A 21,328-nucleotide genomic window follows, 5' to 3' on the forward strand; every position below is an offset into this window, starting at 1 on the left:
AATCTATTATAAGCTTCTTAACGAGTATTTAAATATATATGTTCAAATCCTACGATGATGCATTTTTGTTGTTGTGTGTGCTCCTACAATCTTGCATATAAATCCAGATTTCATGAGGCTACAATGAGATACACTCATTGCATGTAAGTAGCTTACAGCCTTTATATGGAAATCATTCGCTAAAATGATTAATTATGGCAAAAAAATATCATAAAAATTAAACAATAAGATTTAAAATAAATCTGTTGTAGCCTCAAAACAATTTCGTTAGTGTAAGTACAGTGGTTGCATTATCCACTTTCTCTGACGCATAACTAAAATTTAGGATGATTGTTCCTTTTTATACTGCTCATCTGCTTCTTTGGCTTTACGCTGATTTTCTTGCAATTGCAGTACATCAAGTTGCTGTTGCCAGAGTGCCACAGCCTGTGCTTTAAGTTGATGAAACTTTCTTACTAGTAATCCTAAATGTGTTGCCAGCATCGGAAGCTTCTTAGGCCCAAATACAATGAAAGCAACAATCAAAATGACAAGAAGCTCACCGCCGCTCATGAGAGTTTATTATCCTCTTTTGCGGGCTCATTGCTTTGTTCTTCATTCAAAGCTTTGCGGAAGTTTCGAATAGCTTCACCAAGATCAGTACCTATGGTTTTCAATTTGGAGGTGCCAAAAAGAGCAATGATAATGACTAGAATTAATAATAAAGACAGAGGGCTAATACCACTTAATCCCATGTTAGTTCCTCGCGTTACGGTTAATAAGTACAAACAGCCCCGTTAGAATGGCTCCAGTTAGAGTAAGCGGAGCGAGCTGTTTGTGATGGATAAGATGCAAATAGTCTAAGAGGCTAACTAAAAGGAAAGAAAGCCCCGCACCAAGTGCAATGCTGTTCCATTGTACTGCTGGTTTTTCATTTTCTGGCTGCGCGTTGGCGCGTTCTTTATTTATTATTAATTCTTCTTTTTTAAGCTCTAGATAATCAAAAAGCAGTTTGGGCATGTGCGGTAACTGTTCTGCAAAGAAGGGTAGATTCTGTTTTAATTGGTTGAGAAATGCTTTGGGGCCTATTTGATCTTTTACCCATTTTGCAAGAAAAGGTTTAGCAGTAGCCCATAAATCCAATTCAGGATAGAGTTGACGTCCTAGCCCTTCTACAGCCAGCAAGGTTTTTTGCAATAAAATGAGTTGTGGTTGTACTTCCATATGGAAACGTCGTGCAACCTGAAAAAGACGCAATACCACTTGTGCAAATGAAATATCTTTTAAGGGCCGTTCAAAAATGGGTTCGCATACCGTACGAATGCCGCTTTCGAACTCTTCAACACGCGTATCACGCGCAACCCATCCGGACTCAACATGCAATTCGGCGACTCGTCGGTAATCTCGATTAAAAAAGGCCAAAAGATTTTCAGCTAAGTAGCGCTTATCGTTATTATTTAAAGTGCCCATGATGCCAAAGTCTATACATATATATTGTGGCTCTTTGGGATTTTTATAGGAGACAAAAATATTCCCTGGATGCATGTCTGCATGAAAAAAGCAGTCACGAAATACTTGCGTAAAGAAAATTTCTACGCCACGTTCAGCAAGCTTTTTTATATCTACTCCGTGTGCTTCTAAACTTTTAATATCTGATACCGGGATGCCATGAATTCGCTCTAGTACCATTACATTGGGGCGAGAATAGTCCCAATATATTTCTGGAATGTACAAAATGGGTGAATTTTCAAAGTTTCGTCTTAATTGCGCCGCATTTGCGGCTTCTCTTGATAAGTCCAGCTCATCAAGTAGCGTGTGTTCAAATTCTGTGACAATTTCCTTAGGTTTTAAGCGCCTAATTTCAGGCCAGTAGCGATCTGCCCATTTGGCTATAGTATGCATAATGCTCAAGTCTTGCTCAATAATGCGGCGCATATTAGGTCGCAGAACTTTGACAATCACGTCTTCACCAGTTTTCAGGGTTGCTGCATGGACTTGCGCCATAGACGCTGATGCAAGGGGAATGGGATCAAATTCTGCAAAGACTTCGTAGGGAGATAAGCCATAGGCTTTTTCAATAATAGCCATTGCTTGTTCGCTGGGAAATGGAGGTACTTTATCTTGTAATTTACTCAGCTCAAGAGCGATATCTAGAGGCAAAATATCGGGGCGAGTGGAAAGTGCTTGCCCAAATTTGATGAAAATAGGCCCAAGCTCTTCCAATGATTTACGCAGGGCTTCGCCATGTGTCAAATGTTCTTTGCGAAACCAATTCCAAGGATTTAAATAAACAATGAAGCGCAGCGGTGCAAACAATCTTAATGATACGACCACATTATCCAGCCCGTTTTTCGCTAGGATGTAGTTGATATGAATAAGACGAATGAGTTTTTTAATTGATTTCATAGCGGCTTATTAGTTGATTGACATGGGCTTGTAGGCGTTCAACGCGTAAGGATAACTCATCGACTTCTGCAAAAAAATCTTCCAATTCATATTTTGTAGGAATGACGCGTAGCTCTTCTTGGAGGTATTCGGACATATTCTGGCGCATGGACTCATCAATTTTCTTTTTGAATGATAATCCCTTACGCACAAAAGAACCAATTTGATGTGCCACCACATCGCCGGTAAAATGAGCCAGATGGCCTTCCCAATCAATGTCCATTTCATCAAATAGCTTTTTTACTTGCTGCCCTAATTCCGTGTCTCCAGTCATGCGGATTTTATCATTAAATAAAGAGCGAGCTTTCGATGCGGGCAATAAACTGAGACGGATTAAACCCAAAGGATTGCTGTGAATTACGGTGTCTGCCTCTTTGTCGCAGCGATCAAGCAAAATGATTTCGCCATCTTTAAATAGAATGAAAAAATTAACATTTAAAGGGCTGATTATCATTTCAAGCGTTTTGTTATCAAGCGATTTTAGCTTGACTGGCATTTGTTCATCCAGTTTGGTGGCTTTATTAATGGCTATTTGAAGCGCTTTTAAGGAGTATTTTTTTAACATAATGCACTCAATATTTATAGGCAATGTGCAAGGCAACTATGCCTCCACTGAGATTGTCATAGTGGCAGTCTTCAAATCCCGCACACTCAATCATTTCCTTTAGTTTCGTCTGATCTGGATGCATGCGTATGGATTCAGCAAGGTATTGATAACTGGATTTGTCCTGCGCAATAAATGCTCCTATTTTAGGTAAAATATTAAACGAATACCAGTCATAAATTGGTTTTAAGCCAGGAAATGTCGGCGTGGAAAATTCAAGAATCATCACTTTCCCGCCGGGCTTGCATACACGATACATGGAGCGCAGGGCTTCTTCTTTATCGGTGACGTTTCGCAAACCAAAACCCATGGTAATACAATGAAAACTATTATCAGCAAAAGGAAGGCATTGGGCATTACCTTGTACGTAATCAATATTTTTGTATAACCCTTCGTCCAATAAACGATCACGCCCTACATGCAGCATGGCCGAATTAATGTCTGTAAGAACAACACGGCCTGTTTCCCCAACTTTCTTGCATAATAATCGTGTCAAATCGCCACTTCCCCCTGCTAAGTCTAAGACAGACTGGCCTGGATGTACTTGGCTTAAGGCAACAGTATAACGTTTCCATAGATGATGAATTCCTAAAGACATTAAGTCATTCATCACATCATAGTTTTTTGCTACAGAATGAAAAACTTCAGCTACTTTTTTCTCTTTTTCACCCCAGGAAACCGTAGAGTAACCAAAATGGGTTGTTTTTTCTTTATCAGTCATACAGAGAGCATAGATTTGTTATTTAATGCACCATATTAACTGATCTTTACTAAGATACCCAGCCCTGTGTCGTTTTTGACGTGGAAAAAAGTGTGAATTGAATGTCACAGAACATGGATAGTACATTCAGAGCTTGATATTCAATAAAAAATATCTAAAATTAAATATATTATTATTGATAAACAATAATTATTGGTTATAATCCTTGCTAATTATTACTTACAGGATATTGACCATGCAAAAAATAAAAAACACAAGCCATGTACTTTATTTATTATTTCGTACTCTTTGTTGGCTTATTCCATTAGCGACCACATTCTTGATCCTCTTAAAATTTGATTGGATGTGTCATATAGGGGCTTGGTCTTCGGTGATTTCTGCTGAACAAATTCGTGATCCGGCTCATTTTTCTTGGCTGCATCGCTGTATCCTGTTGGCCATTGAATGGATGCCGATGACCATTACAATTTTAATTTGCCATAAGCTGGCTAAATTATTCAGACTTTTTGAACAAGGATATTTATTTGAAGAGGAAAATATCAAGCTAATTAAACATGTAAGTATTTATATGATTGTGGGGGAATTGGTGCAGTTGTTTTATCAGCCATTAATGACCGCAGCACTCACCTTTACTAATCCTAAAGGAGAACGTTTTGCTAGTATTACCTTGAACTCAGCAAATGCATCCACTTTAATTACTGCGTTTATTATTTTGGTGGCTTCCTGGATTATTCAAGAAGCCCATCAACTAAAATCTGAAACGCAATTAACAATCTAAGGAAGATGCTCGTGTCTATTATTGTTAATTTGGATGTGATGATGGCAAAACGCAAGTGCAGGCTGAAGGAACTGGCTGAGGCAATAGGCATTACTGAAGCGAATTTGTCTATTTTAAAAAATGGTAAAGCGAAAGCGATACGCTTTGCAACACTGGAGGCGATTTGTGCTTATCTAAATTGTCAGCCTGGAGATATCCTTGAATATCAAATGGAGCAGCACGATGACATCCGGTAGCCGGTTGCTTGCAACCGGGAATGGAGTCATCTCTTCTTAATGGCTGAATTATTCAATCCTGGTTGCAAGCAACCAAGCTACAATGTGGTGATAAGTAAACTAACTCAAAGGCTTGCTAATGCTTGTAGGTAATGAATTTCATTGGGAGGAATATTATTTTTTTGCGCAAGCCACATGCATTCGGCTAATTGCTCCATCATTAAATGTTCTACTTCTAAAGAATCATTATATTTTTTGATTAAATTTTTATAGATGTCGTGAATGCCGGCAGGGCGATCAGTAACTATTTGTTCTCTGATTGCAAGATGAAGTCCCATATGCAGGAATGGATTGGGGGCTCCTGATTCTGGGAAATAAGATTGTTGCTGAAATTTTTCCTGATTTTCTAGTATCTTATGGTATTCAGGATGGGCTAATATCACTTGTACAATCTCATTTTCTAAAGGTGACAACAATTTTTTATGTTGGTATTTTTCCCAACTGGAAAAAAACATTTGTCGCGTTTCTTGGATGGTATCGCCGTAAAACATGTATTGCTCATATTCATGAAAGCTTGAGTTTAACCGAAGTGAGTTGGAACAACAATGGGACCTCTTAAACGCTACTGCCTTATTGATGCGGCGCGTGCGCACAATCCAGTTATTCTTACTCCTCTCTCAGGCACTTCACTTGCTGGTTGACATGGATAAGGGGTTATGAGATATTCACGCTGCGAGGTTGGACTTGCTATGTGTCATTCCACTGGGTCAATTGGCGACACACTGATTGGCCCTTTCTACTAAATCGATTTTCCAATCATCTCTGAAATTAAGCTTAAACAATCAGTACCCAGTTTAATCCCTATCAAGGCCATCAATACACCACTAAGTAGCTCAATTCCTTTCCACACAGTCGCTTTAGTTAATACATCTGAAAAATATCGCGCGGTAAATGTTAATGAACTAAACCAAATAAAACTTGAAGTAAGCACACCTAATAAGAAAATATGTTCCTGATGGGGGTATCCACTACTGCCGCCACCAATAATGACTAGAGAATCAATAATCGCATGGGGATTCAGTATACTAAACCCTAAAGCGAGGAGAATGATTTGGGCTCTGGTACGTGGTTGATAGGTGCTTTCTGTATTTTTTTCTGACTTTGAAAATGCATTGGTTAACGCTTTTGCAGAATAAAAAAGTAAAAATCCTGTGCCTAACAGCATCATCCAGATTTGTAGAACGGGGCGTACGAGCAACAATTCATGCAAGCCGGCAATACTCGAACAAATTAAAATTAAATCACAGATAAAGCATATGACGGCGGAAAGAATGGCGTGATTTTTTAGGGCGCCTTGTTTAATCAAAAAGACGTTTTGCGGCCCTAGAGCGATAATTAAGGATAAACCTAAAAGCAAACCATCAAGATAAACAAACATAATCACAATATAAAAATAATTAAAGATAGCGATTATAACATTGCAACTTATGCGTTGTGGAGTATAAAATGCGACGATTACTCTATCTCCGCAAGAGAAGCGTACAAAATAAGAACAAATAGGAGGGGGCGTGGGCTCTTTGTTACTAAGAAGGCTAATTGTCACAACTTTGACAGTGCTTGGCATGGCGGGTCAATTATTGCATGCAGAAAATGCTGCACCTGCTCAAGAGAAATTACAAGTTCATGATGGATATTATCCGGTTTATCCACCAACTGCCCCAGCTACGGGCGAACAGCAAGATTTAATTCAGCGTGGAGAATACTTATCAAAGGTAGGCGATTGTATTTCCTGTCATACTAATGTTAAAGCAGGCACTCCCGCTTATGCAGGTGGACTTCCTATCGAAACTCCTTTCGGGACATTTTATAGCCCTAATATTACTCCGGATAAAGAAACTGGGATCGGTAACTGGACGGAGAAAGATTTTATCCGTGCGGTTAAAGAAGGCCGTGATCCTAAAGGTAGAAACTATTTTCCAGTATTCCCTTATATTTATTTTTCTAAAATTTCGGATGAAGACGCGCGTGCTCTATACGCGTATTTTATGAGCTTGCCTCCGGTTAATTTAAAGAACAAATCATTACCGTTCCCCTTTAATGTACCAGGAGCTCGCTTTTCTCTTTGGGGATGGAACTTATTATTCTTCTTCCCTGAAGGACATGGGTTTCAATATGAAAAAGGCAGGTCTCCCGAGTGGAATCGTGGCAAATACATTGTTGATGGTTTAGGCCATTGCAGTATGTGTCATACCCCTTTAAATCCATTTGGTGCGCCAAAGAACAAATATTATCTAACGGGTGGCTTTATTAATGGGTATTGGGCACCAAACATTACCAAGTATGGATTAGAAACCGCAACGCATGAACAAGTTGCTGATGTGTTTAAATTAGATAAACTGATAAATAATGCGGGTCCAGTGGCTGGTCCTATGTCTGAAGTAAATCATAACAGCATGATGTATTTAACTGATGCGGATAGGATGGCTGTTGCTACGTATCTTAAAACGGTAGTGAGTGAAGAACCTTTAGGCTTACCTGGCTCATCTGAGCGGCCTTCGCTCGATCGAGGAAAACAAGTTTATTTCACCGCTTGTGTTATTTGTCACCAAGAAGGTGTGATGGGTGCTCCCTTAATGGGGAATGCCGCGGGTTGGTATGAGCGATTAAAATCAAGTGGTTTAACGGGATTATATCACCATGCAATTAGTGGATTTAACTCAATGCCGGTAAAGGGTGCTTGTGTGACCTGCTCCGATAATGACATTATTTCTGCTGTTGATTACCTATTAAACGAGTCATTGACGCGTACTGAGTTAGAAAATCTTAAGTCAGGCGGTACCGAGAAATATCCTGCAAGCGGAGAAGCTGTTTACAACGACAATTGTGCTGTTTGTCATAACGAAGGGAAAAACGGTGCGCCTAAAATTGGCGATAAAGACGCGTGGAAACCCTTACTTGCAAAAAATATGGATGTACTGATTGAGAATACTGTACGCGGAAAAGGTCATCCGAAAAACGGAGGCTGCAAGCAATGTACTACGAATGAAGTCATTGAAGCGGTGAAGTATATGGTCAGTAAATCTAAAACCGAAGGAAACTACTCGTTGTGGTAGTGTAGTATCAAAGCCCCTCTCCAGCCGTGAGGGGCACAAATTAAAAACGTATAAACACTAAATTGAAGCTAGGTAGTCTAGCTATTGACAAGGCGAGGAATGGGGATGTTAAACAGGTTGAAGATCTGTAGATTATTAACAATACTTGGTGCCTGGGTTGCGAGCCAACCAATATTCGCTGCTGCGGATTTCTGGCAGTTAAATATGTACGAAGGGGTAACACCAATCAGTCGGGATGCGTACTATCTGCACATGGTTTGTATGGCAGTATGTGCCATTATCGGGATTGTTGTCTTCGGTGTGATGATTTATTCCATGATCCACCATCGAAAATCCAAAGGTTATAAGGCGGCAACATTTCATGATAATCCTCGATTAGAAATAGTCTGGTCGCTTATTCCTTTCTTGATTCTCGTTGGACTTGCAGTACCTGCAACACGTGTTTTAATCCGCATGGATGATACAAGACAATCAGAAATAACTGTAAAAGTAGTTGGTTATCAATGGCGATGGCAGTATGAGTATCTGGATCAGGGAATAAGCTTTTTTAGTACCTTATCTACACCTTTTGCCCAAATTCAAAATAAAGAGGAAAAGAGCGAATGGTACTTATTGGAAGTAGATAAGCCATTGGTTTTACCAGTGAATAAGAAAATTCGCTTTTTGGTTACTTCAAATGATGTGGTCCATTCATGGTGGGTACCTGAATTGGGTATTAAACGCGATGCGATACCCGGCTTCATGTATGAGGCATGGGCTACAATACAAAAACCAGGAACCTATAGAGGCCAGTGTGCTGAACTTTGTGGTGTCAACCATGGATTTATGCCCATAGTTGTTGAAGCAGTAAGCCAGGAAGATTTTGATAAATGGGTTGCTGCACAAACCAAATCACAAGATCAATACGATAAAGCAGAAGCGAATGCTGCCGCACAGAAAACAATGCCACGCGATGAGTTGCTTGCTCTTGGAAAACAAAGATATGAACAATTCTGTTCTCCATGTCATAGACCGGACGGAAAGGGTATTCCGCCAATGTATCCTGCACTCCGAGGCAGTTCGGTAGCAACGGGTCATCCTATTTCACGACATATAGATACAATACTACATGGTATTCCTGGCACGGCGATGCAGCCCTATAAGGATCAGCTTAACGATGAAGAAATCGCTGCGATTGCGACTTATGAGCGTAATGCCTGGGAAAATAATACTAATGACGTAATCCAAGCTGCGGAAGTTGCGGCACAACGTCAAAAAGCCAATCAACAACCAACCATGGTTAATAAAGTTCAAGCTGGAGGTTTGCAATGAGTAGTTATACATTAGCACACGATGAAAAACATGACGATCATGGTCCTGAACAAGGCAAGGGCGTCTTCGGATTTATAAAACGCTGGTTGTTTACTACAAACCACAAAGACATAGGTACACTTTATTTGTGGCTTGCAATGATCAGCTTCTTTTTAGCTGGCGGCATGGCGCTGCTTATTCGTGCAGAATTATTTCAGCCAGGCCATCGCTTTGTTGATCCTAACTTCTTTAACCAAATGACAACACTGCATGGCTTAATCATGTTATTCGGTGTGGTTATGCCGGCATTTACAGGAATGGCTAACTGGCAAATTCCTATGATGATTGGTGCTCCAGATATGGCTTTACCGCGGTTGAATAACTGGAGTTTCTGGATTTTACCATTTGCGTTTACATTATTATTGTCAACTACGTTTCATGCTGGAGGGGGCCCCAACTTTGGTTGGACTATGTATGCACCTCTATCTACCAAATACGCGCCGCCCAGTACCGATTTTATGATTTTCTCAATCCATATGATGGGTATTTCCTCTATTATGGGTTCAATCAATATTATCGCAACCATATTAAATTTACGTGCACCTGGTATGACTTTGATGAAGATGCCAATGTTCGTATGGACCTGGTTAATCACTGCCTTTTTATTGATTGCGATTATGCCCGTATTGGCTGGGGCAGTAACCATGATGTTGGCTGACCGCCATTTTGGTACCAGCTTCTTTGATGCTGCAGGTGGTGGTGATCCCATCCTCTTCCAACACGTATTTTGGTTTTTTGGACATCCCGAAGTATATGTTCTTGTACTCCCGGCGTTTGGTGTTATCTCCGAAGTGATTCCTACCTTTAGTCGTAAACCTTTGTTCGGCTACTATTTTATGGTTTATGCGACAGTCAGTATTGCTGTCTTGTCCTTTATTGTTTGGGCGCACCATATGTTTACAACGGGTATACCCTTGGGCGCGGAATTATTTTTTATGTATACCACGATGCTTATTGCGGTTCCCACAGGGATTAAAGTGTTTAACTGGGTAAGTACTATGTTCAGAGGCTCTATGACCTTTGAAACGCCAATGTTGTTCGCCTTAGCCTTCGTCTTTCTATTTACTATAGGAGGATTTACTGGTTTGATGTTGGCATTGGTACCTGCAGACTTCCAGTATCAGGATAGTTATTTCGTAGTGGCACATTTCCATTATGTGTTGGTTCCTGGCGTAATTTTCGCCTTATTTTCTGCAACATACTATTGGCTGCCCAAGTGGACAGGGCATATGTATAGTGAGTGCTTAGGTAAATGGCATTTTTGGTTATCTGTTATTTCGGTGAACGTGGCGTTTTTCCCCATGCACTTTTTAGGACTCGCCGGTATGCCAAGAAGGATTCCAGATTATGCTTTGCAATTTGCCAATTTTAACATGGTCTCTTCGGTCGGAGCCTTTATTTTTGGTTTTACGCAACTACTGTTTTTATATAATGTGATTGCTACGGTGAGAAAGAAAGGGACTAAAAAAGACCTTGCAGCTGGAAGAGCTTGGGAAGGTGCATATGGTTTAGAATGGACATTACCTTCTCCACCGCCATATCACACATTTACAACTCCACCCAAGTTGGATTTATAGGCTCGTTGTATGAAGAATGAGAAAGGCCATAAGAGGTTAATGGTTATTTTAGCTGGCCTTGTGCTAGGTATGTTCGCTTTTGGTTTTGCATTAGTGCCCATTTATAATAGTTTGTGTAAAACATTGGGCATTAATGGTAAAACAAATCCTGAGGCAGTAGCTTATGATGCAACTAAGGCCAAAGTTGATAAAAATAGAGAAATAACAGTCGAGTTTGTTGCTACAAATAATAGTGGTGTGCCATGGGCATTTTATCCTAAGACCCGCAAAATAAAGGTACATCCTGGCGAAATAGCAAAACTTGCATTTTATGCAGAAAATAAAACGGATCATCCGATGACAGTGCAAGCTGTACCCAGTGTTACTCCCGGTATTGCTGCTAAGTATCTGAAAAAAACCGAATGTTTTTGCTTTACTCGGCAATCATTAAACGGACATGAAGCCATGAATATGCCGTTACTTTTTCATTTGGATACTGATTTACCCGAAAAAGTGCATACAGTGACATTGTCTTATACTTTATTTGATGTAACCGATAAAGGTTAGATGTAAGATTGCAAACTTTGCGTGGATAATCTGTCAAAGTCTATACGATAATGCAGAAAATCACTGTGACGTATTGGGCGGTTTGATTGGATTAGATTCTCTCCCTGAGAGCGTTTTAAAGATTATTGATACAGGAGATAAAAATATAATGGGAGCACATGGTACTTATTATGTCCCTAAGCCAAGCCATTGGCCTTTGGTTGCATCATGTGGGCTAACTACTATGCTTGTAGGTGCGGCATCTTGGCTTCACCATGATTGGTATGGGCCCTACATATTCACTATTGGCATGGGAATTATGATTTTCATGTTGTTTGGTTGGTTCGGCCAGGTAATTTATGAGAACTCAAAAGGAGTCTATGACCTACAGGTTGACCGCTCGTTTCGCTGGGGTATGTGCTGGTTTATTTTTTCTGAGATTTGTTTTTTCGGTGCATTTTTTGGCGCTTTGTTTTATACCCGATTTTGGGTTGTCCCTCTTTTAGGTGGCCATGTACATCCAATAACTCACTTTACTTTATGGCCAGATTTTATTTCTACTTGGCCTTTATTAGATAACCCAAGCAATAAAGTTTTTGCTGGAGCTGAGGAAGCAATGGGCGCTTGGGGCTTAGCAGCAGTGAACACGCTTATTTTATTAACCTCGGGGGTTACTATCACCTGGGCACATTGGGCTTTAAAATTACAAAAGCAAAAGCAATTAATTATTGGAATGGTTTTAACTATTGCTCTAGGTATCACGTTTTTGATCTTGCAAGGTTATGAATACCATGAAGCTTATACTAAGATGAATTTGACTTTATCTGCAGGTATTTATGGGACGACTTTTTTCATGCTCACTGGATTTCACGGTCTCCACGTTACCTTAGGTACGATCATGTTGATTGTTATCACGGTTCGCTGCAAGTTGGGCCATTTTACCCCAGAACGGCATTTTGCATTCGAAGGTGTCGCTTGGTACTGGCACTTTGTGGATGTGGTTTGGCTATTCTTGTTTGTTTTTGTTTACTGGCTATAAGAATCGATATTTTTCCGAGCTACGTACCGTGCTTTATGCACGGTACTCAATCGAGACTGGGCCGTTAAAACCTATAGTCGTCAAACTATGAAATTAAATCAAAAGTAGGCTGGGTCTTGACCCAACGGCCCGTGAGCGGTCCTTTTTAACAATCCCGCTTACATTTTTTTGCTATTTTTGACCGTGATACCATGAATAAGCTACTCACAGCCAGGTGCTGCCGCATTAACTAGCCTTCTTCAAAAAAACAACTTTAAGATTAAATTTAGAGCCGAGTATTAATTAACAGGCCAGGTTGAAATTGGATTTCTTGGATAGATAATTGATAAGTAAAAAAAGAGTGAGCAAATTTGATTTCCTCAATAATTGCTTGGCCACGAAAGTGCTTGGCAAAAAAGGAAACCTCAATGTCTTTTTCAATATATTCATCACATTTTAGCTCTAATTTTTTATCAGACAAACTAAGCAGTTGGCCTACAAATTCATCTTCGCCAATTTTCATTAGAATGTAAACGGGTTGAACAGGCTGTATTAACATTGCAGTCTCCGAGCAATACAACCAGCTTATATCTATAAGTGTAGCTTAATATAAATTTCTTTTTTAATTCGCGGTGATAAAGTATTCGTGCCAAACTCAATTACTAGACTGTTTAAAATTAAGCTTTGTCTACACTGCTGCACTCAGAGCAGGGATAACCTAGGTCACACTAGGTTATCGTGCTGATAAGAATAACAAAATTATTGTTGTGTGCGACTTAATTGATCGATGATAAGCTGCAAACGATGTTCATTATCATAGTGAATGACTAACGAACCTTTGCCTGCTTTCCCTGGTTTAAGCTTAATCGCGGTTTGCAAATGTTGCTCCAGACTACTCAACTGATCGTGATATGTATGGGAATGGTCTATATGTGGTTGTTGCTCTTTTATTTTTCCAGATTTAATACGTTCAACTAACTTTTCCGTTTCCCGTACAGATAGATTTTTCGCAACAATTAGCTGAGCAACTTGATTTTGTTGTTCTTCATCTAACATTAACAAGGCGCGTGCATGTCCCATATCGAGATCACCATGCTCTAAAAGTTTTTTAACACCAGCTGATAAAGCCAATAATCGCAAGTAATTACTGACTGCAGTTCTAGACTTACACAAAAGATCCGCAACTTGTTGATGCGTTAAAGAAAACTCATGAGTCAGTCTATGCATCGCGCGTGCTTGATCCATTGCATTGAGATCTTCACGTTGCAAATTTTCAACTAAAGCCATGGCCATAGCTGTTTCATCATCAACTTGTTTTAAAATAACAGGAACTTCCGTAAGTCCTGCTAGTTGGCTGGCACGCCAACGACGTTCACCCGCGATAATTTCATAGAGACCGCTACTCAACTCGCGAACTAACAGAGGCTGCAGCAAACCCTGTTTCTTAATAGATTGAGCAAGCTCCATCAGCGAGGCTTCTTCCATTTCACCACGGGGTTGGTATTTCCCTGGTTGCAAACAATCCACTGAAAGCTTCAGACTTTCAGCTTGTGGCTTCTCATTTAAAAGAGCGCTACTTGATTGGCTCAATAAAGCGGATAAATTACGTCCTAAACTACTACGTTTTACTGTCATAAATTACCCCATTTAACCTACTACAGTCTGTTTATTAATTAACTCGGAAGCAAGGACCATGTAGGCTGCTGCACCGGGTGATGTTTTATCATATTGTAAGGCTGGCAACCCATGGCTCGGTGCTTCAGCAAGTCTGACATTACGTGGTACGACGGTTCTATAAACTTTAGTTGGAAAGTGTTCCATGAGCTGTTTTGATACTTCAGAACACAATCGATTACGCGCATCGTACATGGTTCGTAGTACGCCCTCAAGATGCAAACGTGGATTTACTGATGCTTTAACTTGTTCAATGGTTGAAAGCAAAGCCGCCAAGCCTTCCAATGCGTAGTATTCACATTGCATAGGGATAAGTACCGAGTCAGCCGCTACAAAAGCATTGATTGTTAGCGTATTTAGGGCTGGTGGGCAATCGATTAAGACAAAGTCATAATTATTTTGAATCAGCTGTAATGCTTTATACAAAAATGTTTCACGATGATTGCGCTCCATGAGACTAACTTCCGCAACGGTTAAATCATCGTTTCCAGGAATTAGATCATAACCGCATGTAGTGGAAAGACACGCTTGTTCGGCAAGGCAATCATGTAATAAAACATCATTGGTCGTATGTACCAGCTGACTTTTATCAACACCACTACCCATGGTTGCATTACCTTGCGGGTCCAGGTCAATCAGTAAGACCTGTTGTCGATTTGCTGCTAAAGAAGCAGCTAAATTAATAGCAGTAGTAGTTTTGCCTACGCCACCTTTTTGGTTGGCAATGGCTATAACTTTTGCCATGATTTATTCCTTGGTTAAACCTGAATTAGCGGCAAACTAGAGCTTACTTTCTACTATCTTGGCCAAACTGCCTGATTTTGTGCTTCAATACTCACATACTTCGTGTATGCAGCGTTTCGATGCTCGAAAATTGGGGCCATTTTGGCTCGAGAGAGTTAATGTAAACCTAGTCCCACTTTATTCTTAGGTTAATTTTCAATAATGACGCAACAGCGCTCGCCTTCAACCCCTGCGACAGTATAGTGCTGCACTGTGCAGTTTTGCTTTATCTCATTTAATTCTGTATCAGGAGAACGCCCTTTCATTGCTAACCAGATTCCTTCATTAGCAATAAGATGTTGCGTCCACTGAATCATTTGTTCAAGGCTACTAAAAGCTCGACTTAATACTGTATCAAAACCTTGAGTTGGGTGGTAGTTTTCGACTCTAAATTGTACAACTTCAACATTTTTTAAATTGAGCTGTCGTTTTACTTCCTGTAGGAAACGTGTTTTTTTTCCGTTAGAGTCCAATAAAACAAAATTAAGCTCGGGTCTGGCCAAAGCAAGGGGAATACCTGGTAAACCTGGGCCGGTTCCTACATCAATAATTTGCGTACCTTTAAGCCAAGGTAAAATCGCCAAACTATCCAATATATGCTTACCCACCATAGATTCAAGATCACGAATTGCAGTGAGATTATAAGCCAAATTCCACTTATTAAGTAAGACTAAATAATCAGCTAAAGAGGCTGTAAGTGCCTGCAAATCAAATTGCTGCAAGCCTTCTTCAAGCTGTGATTGTATTTTTGCTCTAGATTCCTTCATACCTCAATTCGCTGTTTTTTTAAATGGACTAAAAGGAGCGACAAGGCAGCAGGAGTAACACCCGAAATACGTCCAGCCTGAGCCAAAGTGGCAGGTCTTATTTTTGTTAGTTTTTGGATAACTTCATTCGATAATCCAGTCACTTCGCTGTAATCTAACGACTCAGGTAACACGGTGTTTTCATGTTTACGCATTTTTTCTATATCGAGTTGTTGTCGTTCAATATACCCTGCATATTTGTTTTGAATTTCTATCTGTTCACTAACCTCAGCGGATAATTCAGGTAAGTTTAAATCATCGAGCATTAATAAATGTTGATAATTGATTTCAGGACGCTTAAGAAACTCCGAGGCTCTATGGTCATGCTGCATCGGATTGTGCAGGACCTCTTTTAAAGGCTCATTATGCCCTACACGAACCCAAGTTTGATGTAACAATGCTTGTGTGGATTCTATGGCTTCAGTTTTGCTAGAGAAATGTTGCCAACGCTCTTCACCGACTAAACCTAACTCTCGGCCTTTAGCCGTTAAGCGTAAATCCGCATTGTCTTCACGTAAAAGTAGGCGATATTCGGCACGAGAAGTAAACATTCTATAAGGTTCTTGGGTACCACAGGTGATGAGATCATCAATCAACACCCCTATATACGCTTCATCACGTCGGGGACACCAAAGTTCTTTTTCCTGAACCTGAAGAGCAGCATTCATTCCGGCAATGATTCCTTGTGCGGCAGCTTCTTCATAGCCGGTGGTACCATTGATTTGGCCTGCGAAAAATAAATTGGGAATTGGTTTCGTCTGCAAGAATGAGGTTAATCCACGAGGGTCAAAATAATCATATTCAATGGCATACCCTGGGCGTGTGATATGGGCATGCTCAAAACCTTTAATCGTACGCACAAATTGAACTTGAACTTCAAAGGGAAGACTTGTAGAAATACCATTAGGATAGATTTCTTCGGTGGTTAACCCTTCAGGCTCGACAAAGATTTGATGCGATAGTTTATCCGCAAAACGAACAATTTTATCCTCAATAGAAGGGCAATAACGAGGACCTACACCTTCAATAACCCCTGCGTACATGGGAGATTGATGCAGATTATTGCGAATAATATCGTGTGTGGCTTCTGTTGTATGGGTAATATGGCAAGACACTTGTTGTGGATGATCACTGACATGTCCCATATATGAAAAAACAGGGATGGGCGTATCACCTGGTTGCTCTGTCATTTGGCTGTAATCTAAAGAACGTCGATCAATTCGTGGTGGCGTCCCCGTTTTTAAGCGGCCAACTGGTAAATCAAGATCACGCAAGCTTTTTGCTAAAGCAATCGCAGGGGGATCACCTGCTCGACCGCCAGCATATTGGCTCATGCCTACGTGAATTTTACCTCCCAAAAAGGTGCCAACAGTTAATACCACCGCACGAGCTTTTAAGGTAAGGCCCATTTGTGTAACCACAGCTGTTACTCGACCACCTTCGATCAGTAAATCATCAACTGCTTGCTGAAATAGAGTTAGATTTTCTTGGGTTTGCAGTTGCTCTCTGATGGCTTGACGATAAAGCACACGGTCAGCTTGTGCACGAGTAGCACGCACGGCGGGTCCCTTGGAGGCATTAAGCGTTCGAAATTGAATTCCTGCTCTATCAGCTGCTTTTGCCATCGCTCCATCTAAGGCATCAATCTCTTTGACCAAGTGTCCTTTTCCTATTCCACCTATGGCAGGATTACACGACATTTGCCCGAGCAAATCCATGTTATGAGTCAGTAATAATGTTTGCGCACCCATTCGTGCTGCTACAAGAGCCGCTTCTGTGCCCGCATGCCCGCCACCTACAACAATAACATCATATATTTTTTCAAGATTCATGACTGATCAATATTTGTGTAACAAAAAGAGGAATTATACACTTTTTTATTAATTGTCCCAATATTAAGAGTATTTGTCCGCGTTTCTAATTAAAAAGGCTAAAACGATTTACCCTTGGACATGTTGAATGTTAACGATTCTTTTCCTGTTCAGCCTTATATCATAATTAATTGGTATAATGTAAAAGGGTGGAGCAATTTTTATTGAGGAAGCAATGTTCTTTAAAACTGATATTGAAACATTTGAACATCTGGAAGCAGATTCCGTAGAACAATTAAGGAAAAAGTTAAAGGTTATGAAAGGCATTAAAGCATCAAAAAAGTCGATTGCCTTAGCCATATTACGCATGCTTCCATTTGCAAGTAAATTCATTGATTCCCTAGGGGGCGCCGGTGGCGCGATTAATCGTTTGGTCGAGGTTAAAGGCCTTGTAAATAATGCGACAACTGCAGCAGCTGAAAGTTTTCAAATTATTAAATTACTGACAAGTACCACGGATTTTATTGTGATCCCAATTATTTATTTTGGTGCTTATATAACCAATCAAAAAGTGCCTTTCACTTTGTCGCGTAATGCACGCTTTGTGTATGCAACAGTTCTTTTGGGCCTTGCAATAACTGCTTTGGCTTTCCCTCCTTCCGCGCCTATTATTGCTTTGGTGACCGCACTTGGTGCATTGGGTTTGAGTGTAATTACTTTGGCCAAACTTTATTATAAACGTTATGAAGTTGAAGAGCAGTTGACAAAAATAAAGAGGGAAATTGAGGGACAAAAAAATCTGGTGGATTATTTAATTGACCATTTAGAACAATTAGAAGCAGACGCCAAAAAGGCCAAGGAAGACGGAAAAATAGAAGAGTACCAAGCCTTAATATCTAAAATCGAAAGTGAAAGAAATGACATTAAAGGCCAGTTAAATTCTTTACAAGAATTATATAATAATCAAGTAAGTTGCGAACAAAAACTAGCAAAGTTGGGTACAACGGCTGTGTTGGATAAATCAGTAGCTATCGCTTTTGCCTCTCTGGCACTCATTGGTACAGTGGTCAGCCTCATAGCTCCTCCAGTAGGGGTTGCAATACTCGCGGTAACCGCTTCTTTGGCAGTTGCTTATACGATTGGCCGACTTATCTATCCTGCACTGAAGTTTCTTGTAAATAAAATAGCCAATTATGTCACAAGAAAATCTGAATCTGCTCAAGAAGATAGCGAGGGTTTAGGAGAGAAAGATGCCCTGAGTGAATCAGAGTCCGAATCTGAAAGTTCGGCCCAGAGAATTAAAAAAGATATGCCTGATATAATGAAAGTGGCGAACCGATTAAAAGACACAGTAGCGGGTGACCCTAATATCCCTCAAGAGACCCAAACAGAACAAGCCACTCAAAAGCTTATTCCCCAAAAAAGAAGCTCTAAAAAAAATAAAGAAGATGTAGAACAGGATGAGCGGGAGGATGAATATCCAAAAATTTAATACAATGAAATGAGTTACCGTCATCCTAAGGTGTTTACGACGGAGGATCTCCTGATTTGAGCACCCATTTTGTTTGTCATGATAAACATACAGCACGGGTAGGCTGGGTTGTTACGCCTGAGGTATCCTCACCTTGGATCCCCTCTCCACCGCGCCTGCGTAGGGGAGAGGGTTAGGGTGAGGGAGATTTTTGCTATGTGTTGCAAATCAAGCCGGATTAATAGGCGGTAGGTTGTTCTTATCTTCTTTCTTATTGGTATTATTTTTTTTCATTTGCTGAATGCTACGCCACAATTCATCCCCACGCCACAAGGTTTTTTCTTTGCTTTTGTATAATACTTGCGACAAAATTTGTATTTGTTTTTTAAACGGCACATCCGTAGTAAGACGGGTTAAATCCGTTAGATTTAATATGGGGGCATCGGGCCATTGCAAGCTTGCCCATTTTAATAATGCATCACGTGCGCGTTGAGGATTTCCTTGTGTGCAGGCTTTATGAAGTTCGTTTAATGCCGTTTTGTATTGACCTTTGCCAGTATTTTTATTACGTTTTTGCCAAGCCCATAGGGCTATAGTAAACAGCCAGGCACAAGCAAAAAGTGCTGCAACTATCCAGGCCCATGTGATTTGGGTTGGCGAAGTAGATTCACTCGTTAGCTGTGCGGGTTGGGCAGCATGTTCATTTTTGCGTACAGCAGGTTGTTTTGTGTCTGTCGCCGGGGCGGTGTTTGTGGATATTACTTCAAATGTTTTTGCAGGCAAGGAAGCTACTTCTTCTTTTCCTGTTTCGGTATTGAACCAAGGGAGTTTTAATTCCGGGATTGTTATTTTTCCTGCTTTATTGAATAAATAAGTCACTTTAATTTCAGTACGGCCAATCAATTCTCCCTGAGTTATCCGATTTTTATCTTTCCCTTTCTCTGGGTAAATACTAAGCCCATCTGTTTTAGCAAACTTGAGTGTGGGTAATAGTTGTGCGGGAATACCCACACCTTCAATAATTACAGTACGAATTAATGTGTTACCTTGATTAATGGTTTGATCCAAATGTTCATATTGTTCAAATAATTTAACGCCTTTAGCGGGCAACCATATTTTACTTGAATACTCTTTAGGTATTGGTTGTACATTAAGACTAATTGTTTTGGCCGTAGCTTGAACTCGTTCGGGGTTAAACTCATAGAGCAATGCGCTAAACACGGGTGGTTTAATTTTTAAAGCCCCACTTTTTTGAGGGAAAATGGCATAATTTTGTTCTTCGGCAATATAGGTCACTCCATTTTTTTGTATCTGAGAGCGTTTGTTCTCTCCCAAGGGAATCAGTAATGCATTTTCTACTTGTGGGTGTTGGTAATTATGGTCTAAAAAATTTTTGGAATAGTATAAAGTTACTTTATAAATAACTTGTTGATTTACGTAAGGATTTTTTTTATTAACTTGGGCTGTTAAATAAAGAGCCTGATTTTGCTGTGGGGTCGCAGAATTGTCACTGGGAGTACTTTGTGGCGCGGTACCTGGGCGTACATCAATAGTTAATGGTTTGGTATATTCTCCACCAATTCTAATCGCTGGGATTGTTAATTTGCCTTCTTTTTTTGGTTTTAATGTGACAGTCCATTCGCTAGATGATTGTGCTTGCCCATTGATAATTACATAATTCATGCTGCGTTCAGTGCCAAGAATCATGAAGTTCTTCTGCAATGGGCTCAGATCAGGAATTCCCCCGTTTTGTGCATTATCTTGAGTCAGGACTAATCTGAATGAATCATCAATACCGATTTGCGACGGATCAATCTGCACTTGTGCTTCAGCATAAACTAGAGTACTGAATAAATAAAAAAAACCAATAATTATTAATTTCTTCATTAATACCACCCACGTTCTCTTCGTAAATGATCACGTAAGAATTTCTCTCGCATTAATCCACCAGGATCATCTGGAATCAAACGTAACCACTGTTCTTTAGCTTGTTGCTTTTCCCGCTCTGCTTCAGACTGAGCTTCGCTGTTTTGTTGATCTTTGTTTTGTTGATCTTTGTTTTGCTGATCTTTGTTTTGCTGATCTTTGTTTTGTTGATCTTTGTTTTGTTGATCTTTGTTTTGCTGATCTTTGTTTTGCTGATCTTTGTTTTGTTGATCTTTGTTTTGTTGATCTTTGTTTTGCTGATCTTTGTTTTGTTGATCTTTGTTTTGCTGATCTTTGTTTTGCTGATCTTTGTTTTGCTGATCTTTGTTTTGCTGATCTTTGTTTTGTTGATCTTTGTTTTGTTGATCTTTGTTTTGCTGATCTTTGTTTTGCTGATCTTTGTTTTGTTGATCTTTGTTTTGTTGATCTTTGTTTTGTTGATCTTTGTTTTGGTTCTGTTCTTTATCTTTCTTCAAAAGATCTTCGACTAACTTACGATTATAAAGCGCATCCTGATTTTTGGGATTGAGTG

Annotated in this window: 22 protein-coding genes; 9 read left to right on the top strand and 13 right to left on the bottom strand. The window is 40.0% G+C overall.

Features of this window, described 5'->3' with window-relative positions:
* Positions 1 to 321 precede the first annotated feature (321 nt).
* From Lste_RS13775 to ubiE, 5 genes are read right to left on the bottom strand one after another with little or no spacing between them, the layout of a single operon-like run.
* Positions 322 to 552, bottom strand: a complete 231-nt coding sequence (locus Lste_RS13775) for a Sec-independent protein translocase subunit TatA/TatB (RefSeq protein ID WP_058511491.1) — start codon at positions 550 to 552, stop codon at positions 322 to 324.
* The gene (gene tatA, locus Lste_RS13780) at positions 549 to 734 is read right to left on the bottom strand and encodes a twin-arginine translocase TatA/TatE family subunit (RefSeq protein WP_058511492.1); all 186 of its coding nucleotides are present in this window, start codon (positions 732 to 734) and stop codon (positions 549 to 551) included. Before tatA ends, Lste_RS13775 begins: the two co-directional genes overlap by 4 nt.
* A gap of 1 nt (position 735) precedes the next feature.
* Entirely contained in the window at positions 736 to 2,385 is a 1,650-nt protein-coding gene (gene ubiB, locus Lste_RS13785; protein ID WP_058511493.1) for a ubiquinone biosynthesis regulatory protein kinase UbiB, read from the bottom strand.
* A complete protein-coding gene (locus Lste_RS13790) occupies positions 2,372 to 2,989 on the bottom strand; it encodes a ubiquinone biosynthesis accessory factor UbiJ (RefSeq protein WP_058511494.1) in 618 nt (205 codons plus the stop codon). Before Lste_RS13790 ends, ubiB begins: the two co-directional genes overlap by 14 nt.
* 7 nt (positions 2,990 to 2,996) lie before the next feature.
* Entirely contained in the window at positions 2,997 to 3,749 is a 753-nt protein-coding gene (gene ubiE, locus Lste_RS13795; RefSeq protein WP_058511495.1) for a bifunctional demethylmenaquinone methyltransferase/2-methoxy-6-polyprenyl-1,4-benzoquinol methylase UbiE, read from the bottom strand.
* Between the two features lie 235 nt (positions 3,750 to 3,984).
* Between ubiE and Lste_RS13800 the strand changes: the two genes are divergently transcribed.
* Together Lste_RS13800 and Lste_RS13805 are read left to right on the top strand one after the other, a co-directional pair.
* Positions 3,985 to 4,527 carry a DUF2975 domain-containing protein gene (locus Lste_RS13800; protein WP_058511496.1) on the top strand — a complete coding sequence of 181 codons (543 nt, stop codon included), beginning with the start codon at positions 3,985 to 3,987 and terminating at the stop codon, positions 4,525 to 4,527.
* 11 nt (positions 4,528 to 4,538) lie between these two features.
* Positions 4,539 to 4,763, top strand: a complete 225-nt coding sequence (locus Lste_RS13805; protein WP_058511497.1) for a helix-turn-helix domain-containing protein — start codon at positions 4,539 to 4,541, stop codon at positions 4,761 to 4,763.
* Positions 4,764 to 4,867: 104 nt separating this feature from the next.
* Here the strand turns inward: Lste_RS13805 and Lste_RS13810 are convergent, their stop codons facing one another.
* A complete protein-coding gene (locus Lste_RS13810) occupies positions 4,868 to 5,293 on the bottom strand; it encodes a DUF1841 family protein (protein WP_058511498.1) in 426 nt (141 codons plus the stop codon).
* A gap of 248 nt (positions 5,294 to 5,541) precedes the next feature.
* Positions 5,542 to 6,180 carry a LysE/ArgO family amino acid transporter gene (locus Lste_RS13815; protein ID WP_058511499.1) on the bottom strand — a complete coding sequence of 213 codons (639 nt, stop codon included), beginning with the start codon at positions 6,178 to 6,180 and terminating at the stop codon, positions 5,542 to 5,544.
* A 130-nt stretch (positions 6,181 to 6,310) separates the two neighbouring features.
* Between Lste_RS13815 and Lste_RS13820 the strand changes: the two genes are divergently transcribed.
* The 5 genes from Lste_RS13820 to Lste_RS13840 all read left to right on the top strand — a co-directional run bounded on the left by Lste_RS13820 (position 6,311) and on the right by Lste_RS13840 (position 12,346).
* Complete coding sequence (locus Lste_RS13820) at positions 6,311 to 7,855, top strand: c-type cytochrome (protein ID WP_058511500.1); 1,545 nt, start codon at positions 6,311 to 6,313, stop codon at positions 7,853 to 7,855.
* Positions 7,856 to 7,960: 105 nt separating this feature from the next.
* Positions 7,961 to 9,166, top strand: a complete 1,206-nt coding sequence (gene coxB, locus Lste_RS13825) for a cytochrome c oxidase subunit II (RefSeq protein ID WP_058511744.1) — start codon at positions 7,961 to 7,963, stop codon at positions 9,164 to 9,166.
* Positions 9,163 to 10,782, top strand: coding sequence for a cytochrome c oxidase subunit I (ctaD, locus tag Lste_RS13830; protein ID WP_058511501.1), 1,620 nt, complete (start codon positions 9,163 to 9,165; stop codon positions 10,780 to 10,782). The genes coxB and ctaD overlap by 4 nt, the downstream gene beginning before the upstream one ends.
* A gap of 9 nt (positions 10,783 to 10,791) precedes the next feature.
* Positions 10,792 to 11,328: a cytochrome c oxidase assembly protein gene (locus Lste_RS13835; RefSeq protein ID WP_058511502.1), complete on the top strand. Its 537-nt coding sequence runs from the start codon at positions 10,792 to 10,794 to the stop codon at positions 11,326 to 11,328.
* A gap of 148 nt (positions 11,329 to 11,476) precedes the next feature.
* Positions 11,477 to 12,346 carry a cytochrome c oxidase subunit 3 gene (locus tag Lste_RS13840; protein WP_058511503.1) on the top strand — a complete coding sequence of 290 codons (870 nt, stop codon included), beginning with the start codon at positions 11,477 to 11,479 and terminating at the stop codon, positions 12,344 to 12,346.
* 265 nt (positions 12,347 to 12,611) lie between these two features.
* Here Lste_RS13840 and Lste_RS13845 read toward each other — a convergent pair whose 3' ends face one another.
* From Lste_RS13845 to mnmG, 5 genes are all read right to left on the bottom strand, one after another.
* Complete coding sequence (locus Lste_RS13845) at positions 12,612 to 12,884, bottom strand: hypothetical protein (protein ID WP_058511504.1); 273 nt, start codon at positions 12,882 to 12,884, stop codon at positions 12,612 to 12,614.
* A gap of 200 nt (positions 12,885 to 13,084) precedes the next feature.
* Positions 13,085 to 13,960 carry a ParB/RepB/Spo0J family partition protein gene (locus Lste_RS13850; protein ID WP_058511505.1) on the bottom strand — a complete coding sequence of 292 codons (876 nt, stop codon included), beginning with the start codon at positions 13,958 to 13,960 and terminating at the stop codon, positions 13,085 to 13,087.
* Positions 13,961 to 13,972: 12 nt separating this feature from the next.
* Entirely contained in the window at positions 13,973 to 14,743 is a 771-nt protein-coding gene (locus Lste_RS13855; RefSeq protein ID WP_058511506.1) for a ParA family protein, read from the bottom strand.
* Between the two features lie 188 nt (positions 14,744 to 14,931).
* Positions 14,932 to 15,549: a 16S rRNA (guanine(527)-N(7))-methyltransferase RsmG gene (gene rsmG / locus Lste_RS13860; protein ID WP_058511507.1), complete on the bottom strand. Its 618-nt coding sequence runs from the start codon at positions 15,547 to 15,549 to the stop codon at positions 14,932 to 14,934.
* Positions 15,546 to 17,420, bottom strand: coding sequence for a tRNA uridine-5-carboxymethylaminomethyl(34) synthesis enzyme MnmG (gene mnmG, locus Lste_RS13865; protein WP_058511508.1), 1,875 nt, complete (start codon positions 17,418 to 17,420; stop codon positions 15,546 to 15,548). Before mnmG ends, rsmG begins: the two co-directional genes overlap by 4 nt.
* A gap of 214 nt (positions 17,421 to 17,634) precedes the next feature.
* On the opposite strand from mnmG, the gene Lste_RS13870 reads away from it, so the two are divergent.
* The gene (locus Lste_RS13870) at positions 17,635 to 18,891 is read left to right on the top strand and encodes a hypothetical protein (RefSeq protein WP_058511509.1); all 1,257 of its coding nucleotides are present in this window, start codon (positions 17,635 to 17,637) and stop codon (positions 18,889 to 18,891) included.
* Positions 18,892 to 19,098: 207 nt separating this feature from the next.
* Here Lste_RS13870 and Lste_RS13875 read toward each other — a convergent pair whose 3' ends face one another.
* Entirely contained in the window at positions 19,099 to 20,757 is a 1,659-nt protein-coding gene (locus Lste_RS13875; RefSeq protein WP_058511510.1) for a protein BatD, read from the bottom strand.
* 118 nt (positions 20,758 to 20,875) lie between these two features.
* Here Lste_RS13875 and Lste_RS19835 point away from each other — a divergent pair, with 118 nt between their 5' ends.
* Entirely contained in the window at positions 20,876 to 21,325 is a 450-nt protein-coding gene (locus Lste_RS19835; protein WP_420324192.1) for a Cys-every-fifth RiPP peptide CefA, read from the top strand.
* Positions 21,326 to 21,328: the final 3 nt, after the last annotated feature.

Source organism: Legionella steelei (genome assembly GCF_001468005.1).
GTDB classification, from domain to species: Bacteria; Pseudomonadota; Gammaproteobacteria; order Legionellales; family Legionellaceae; genus Legionella; species Legionella steelei.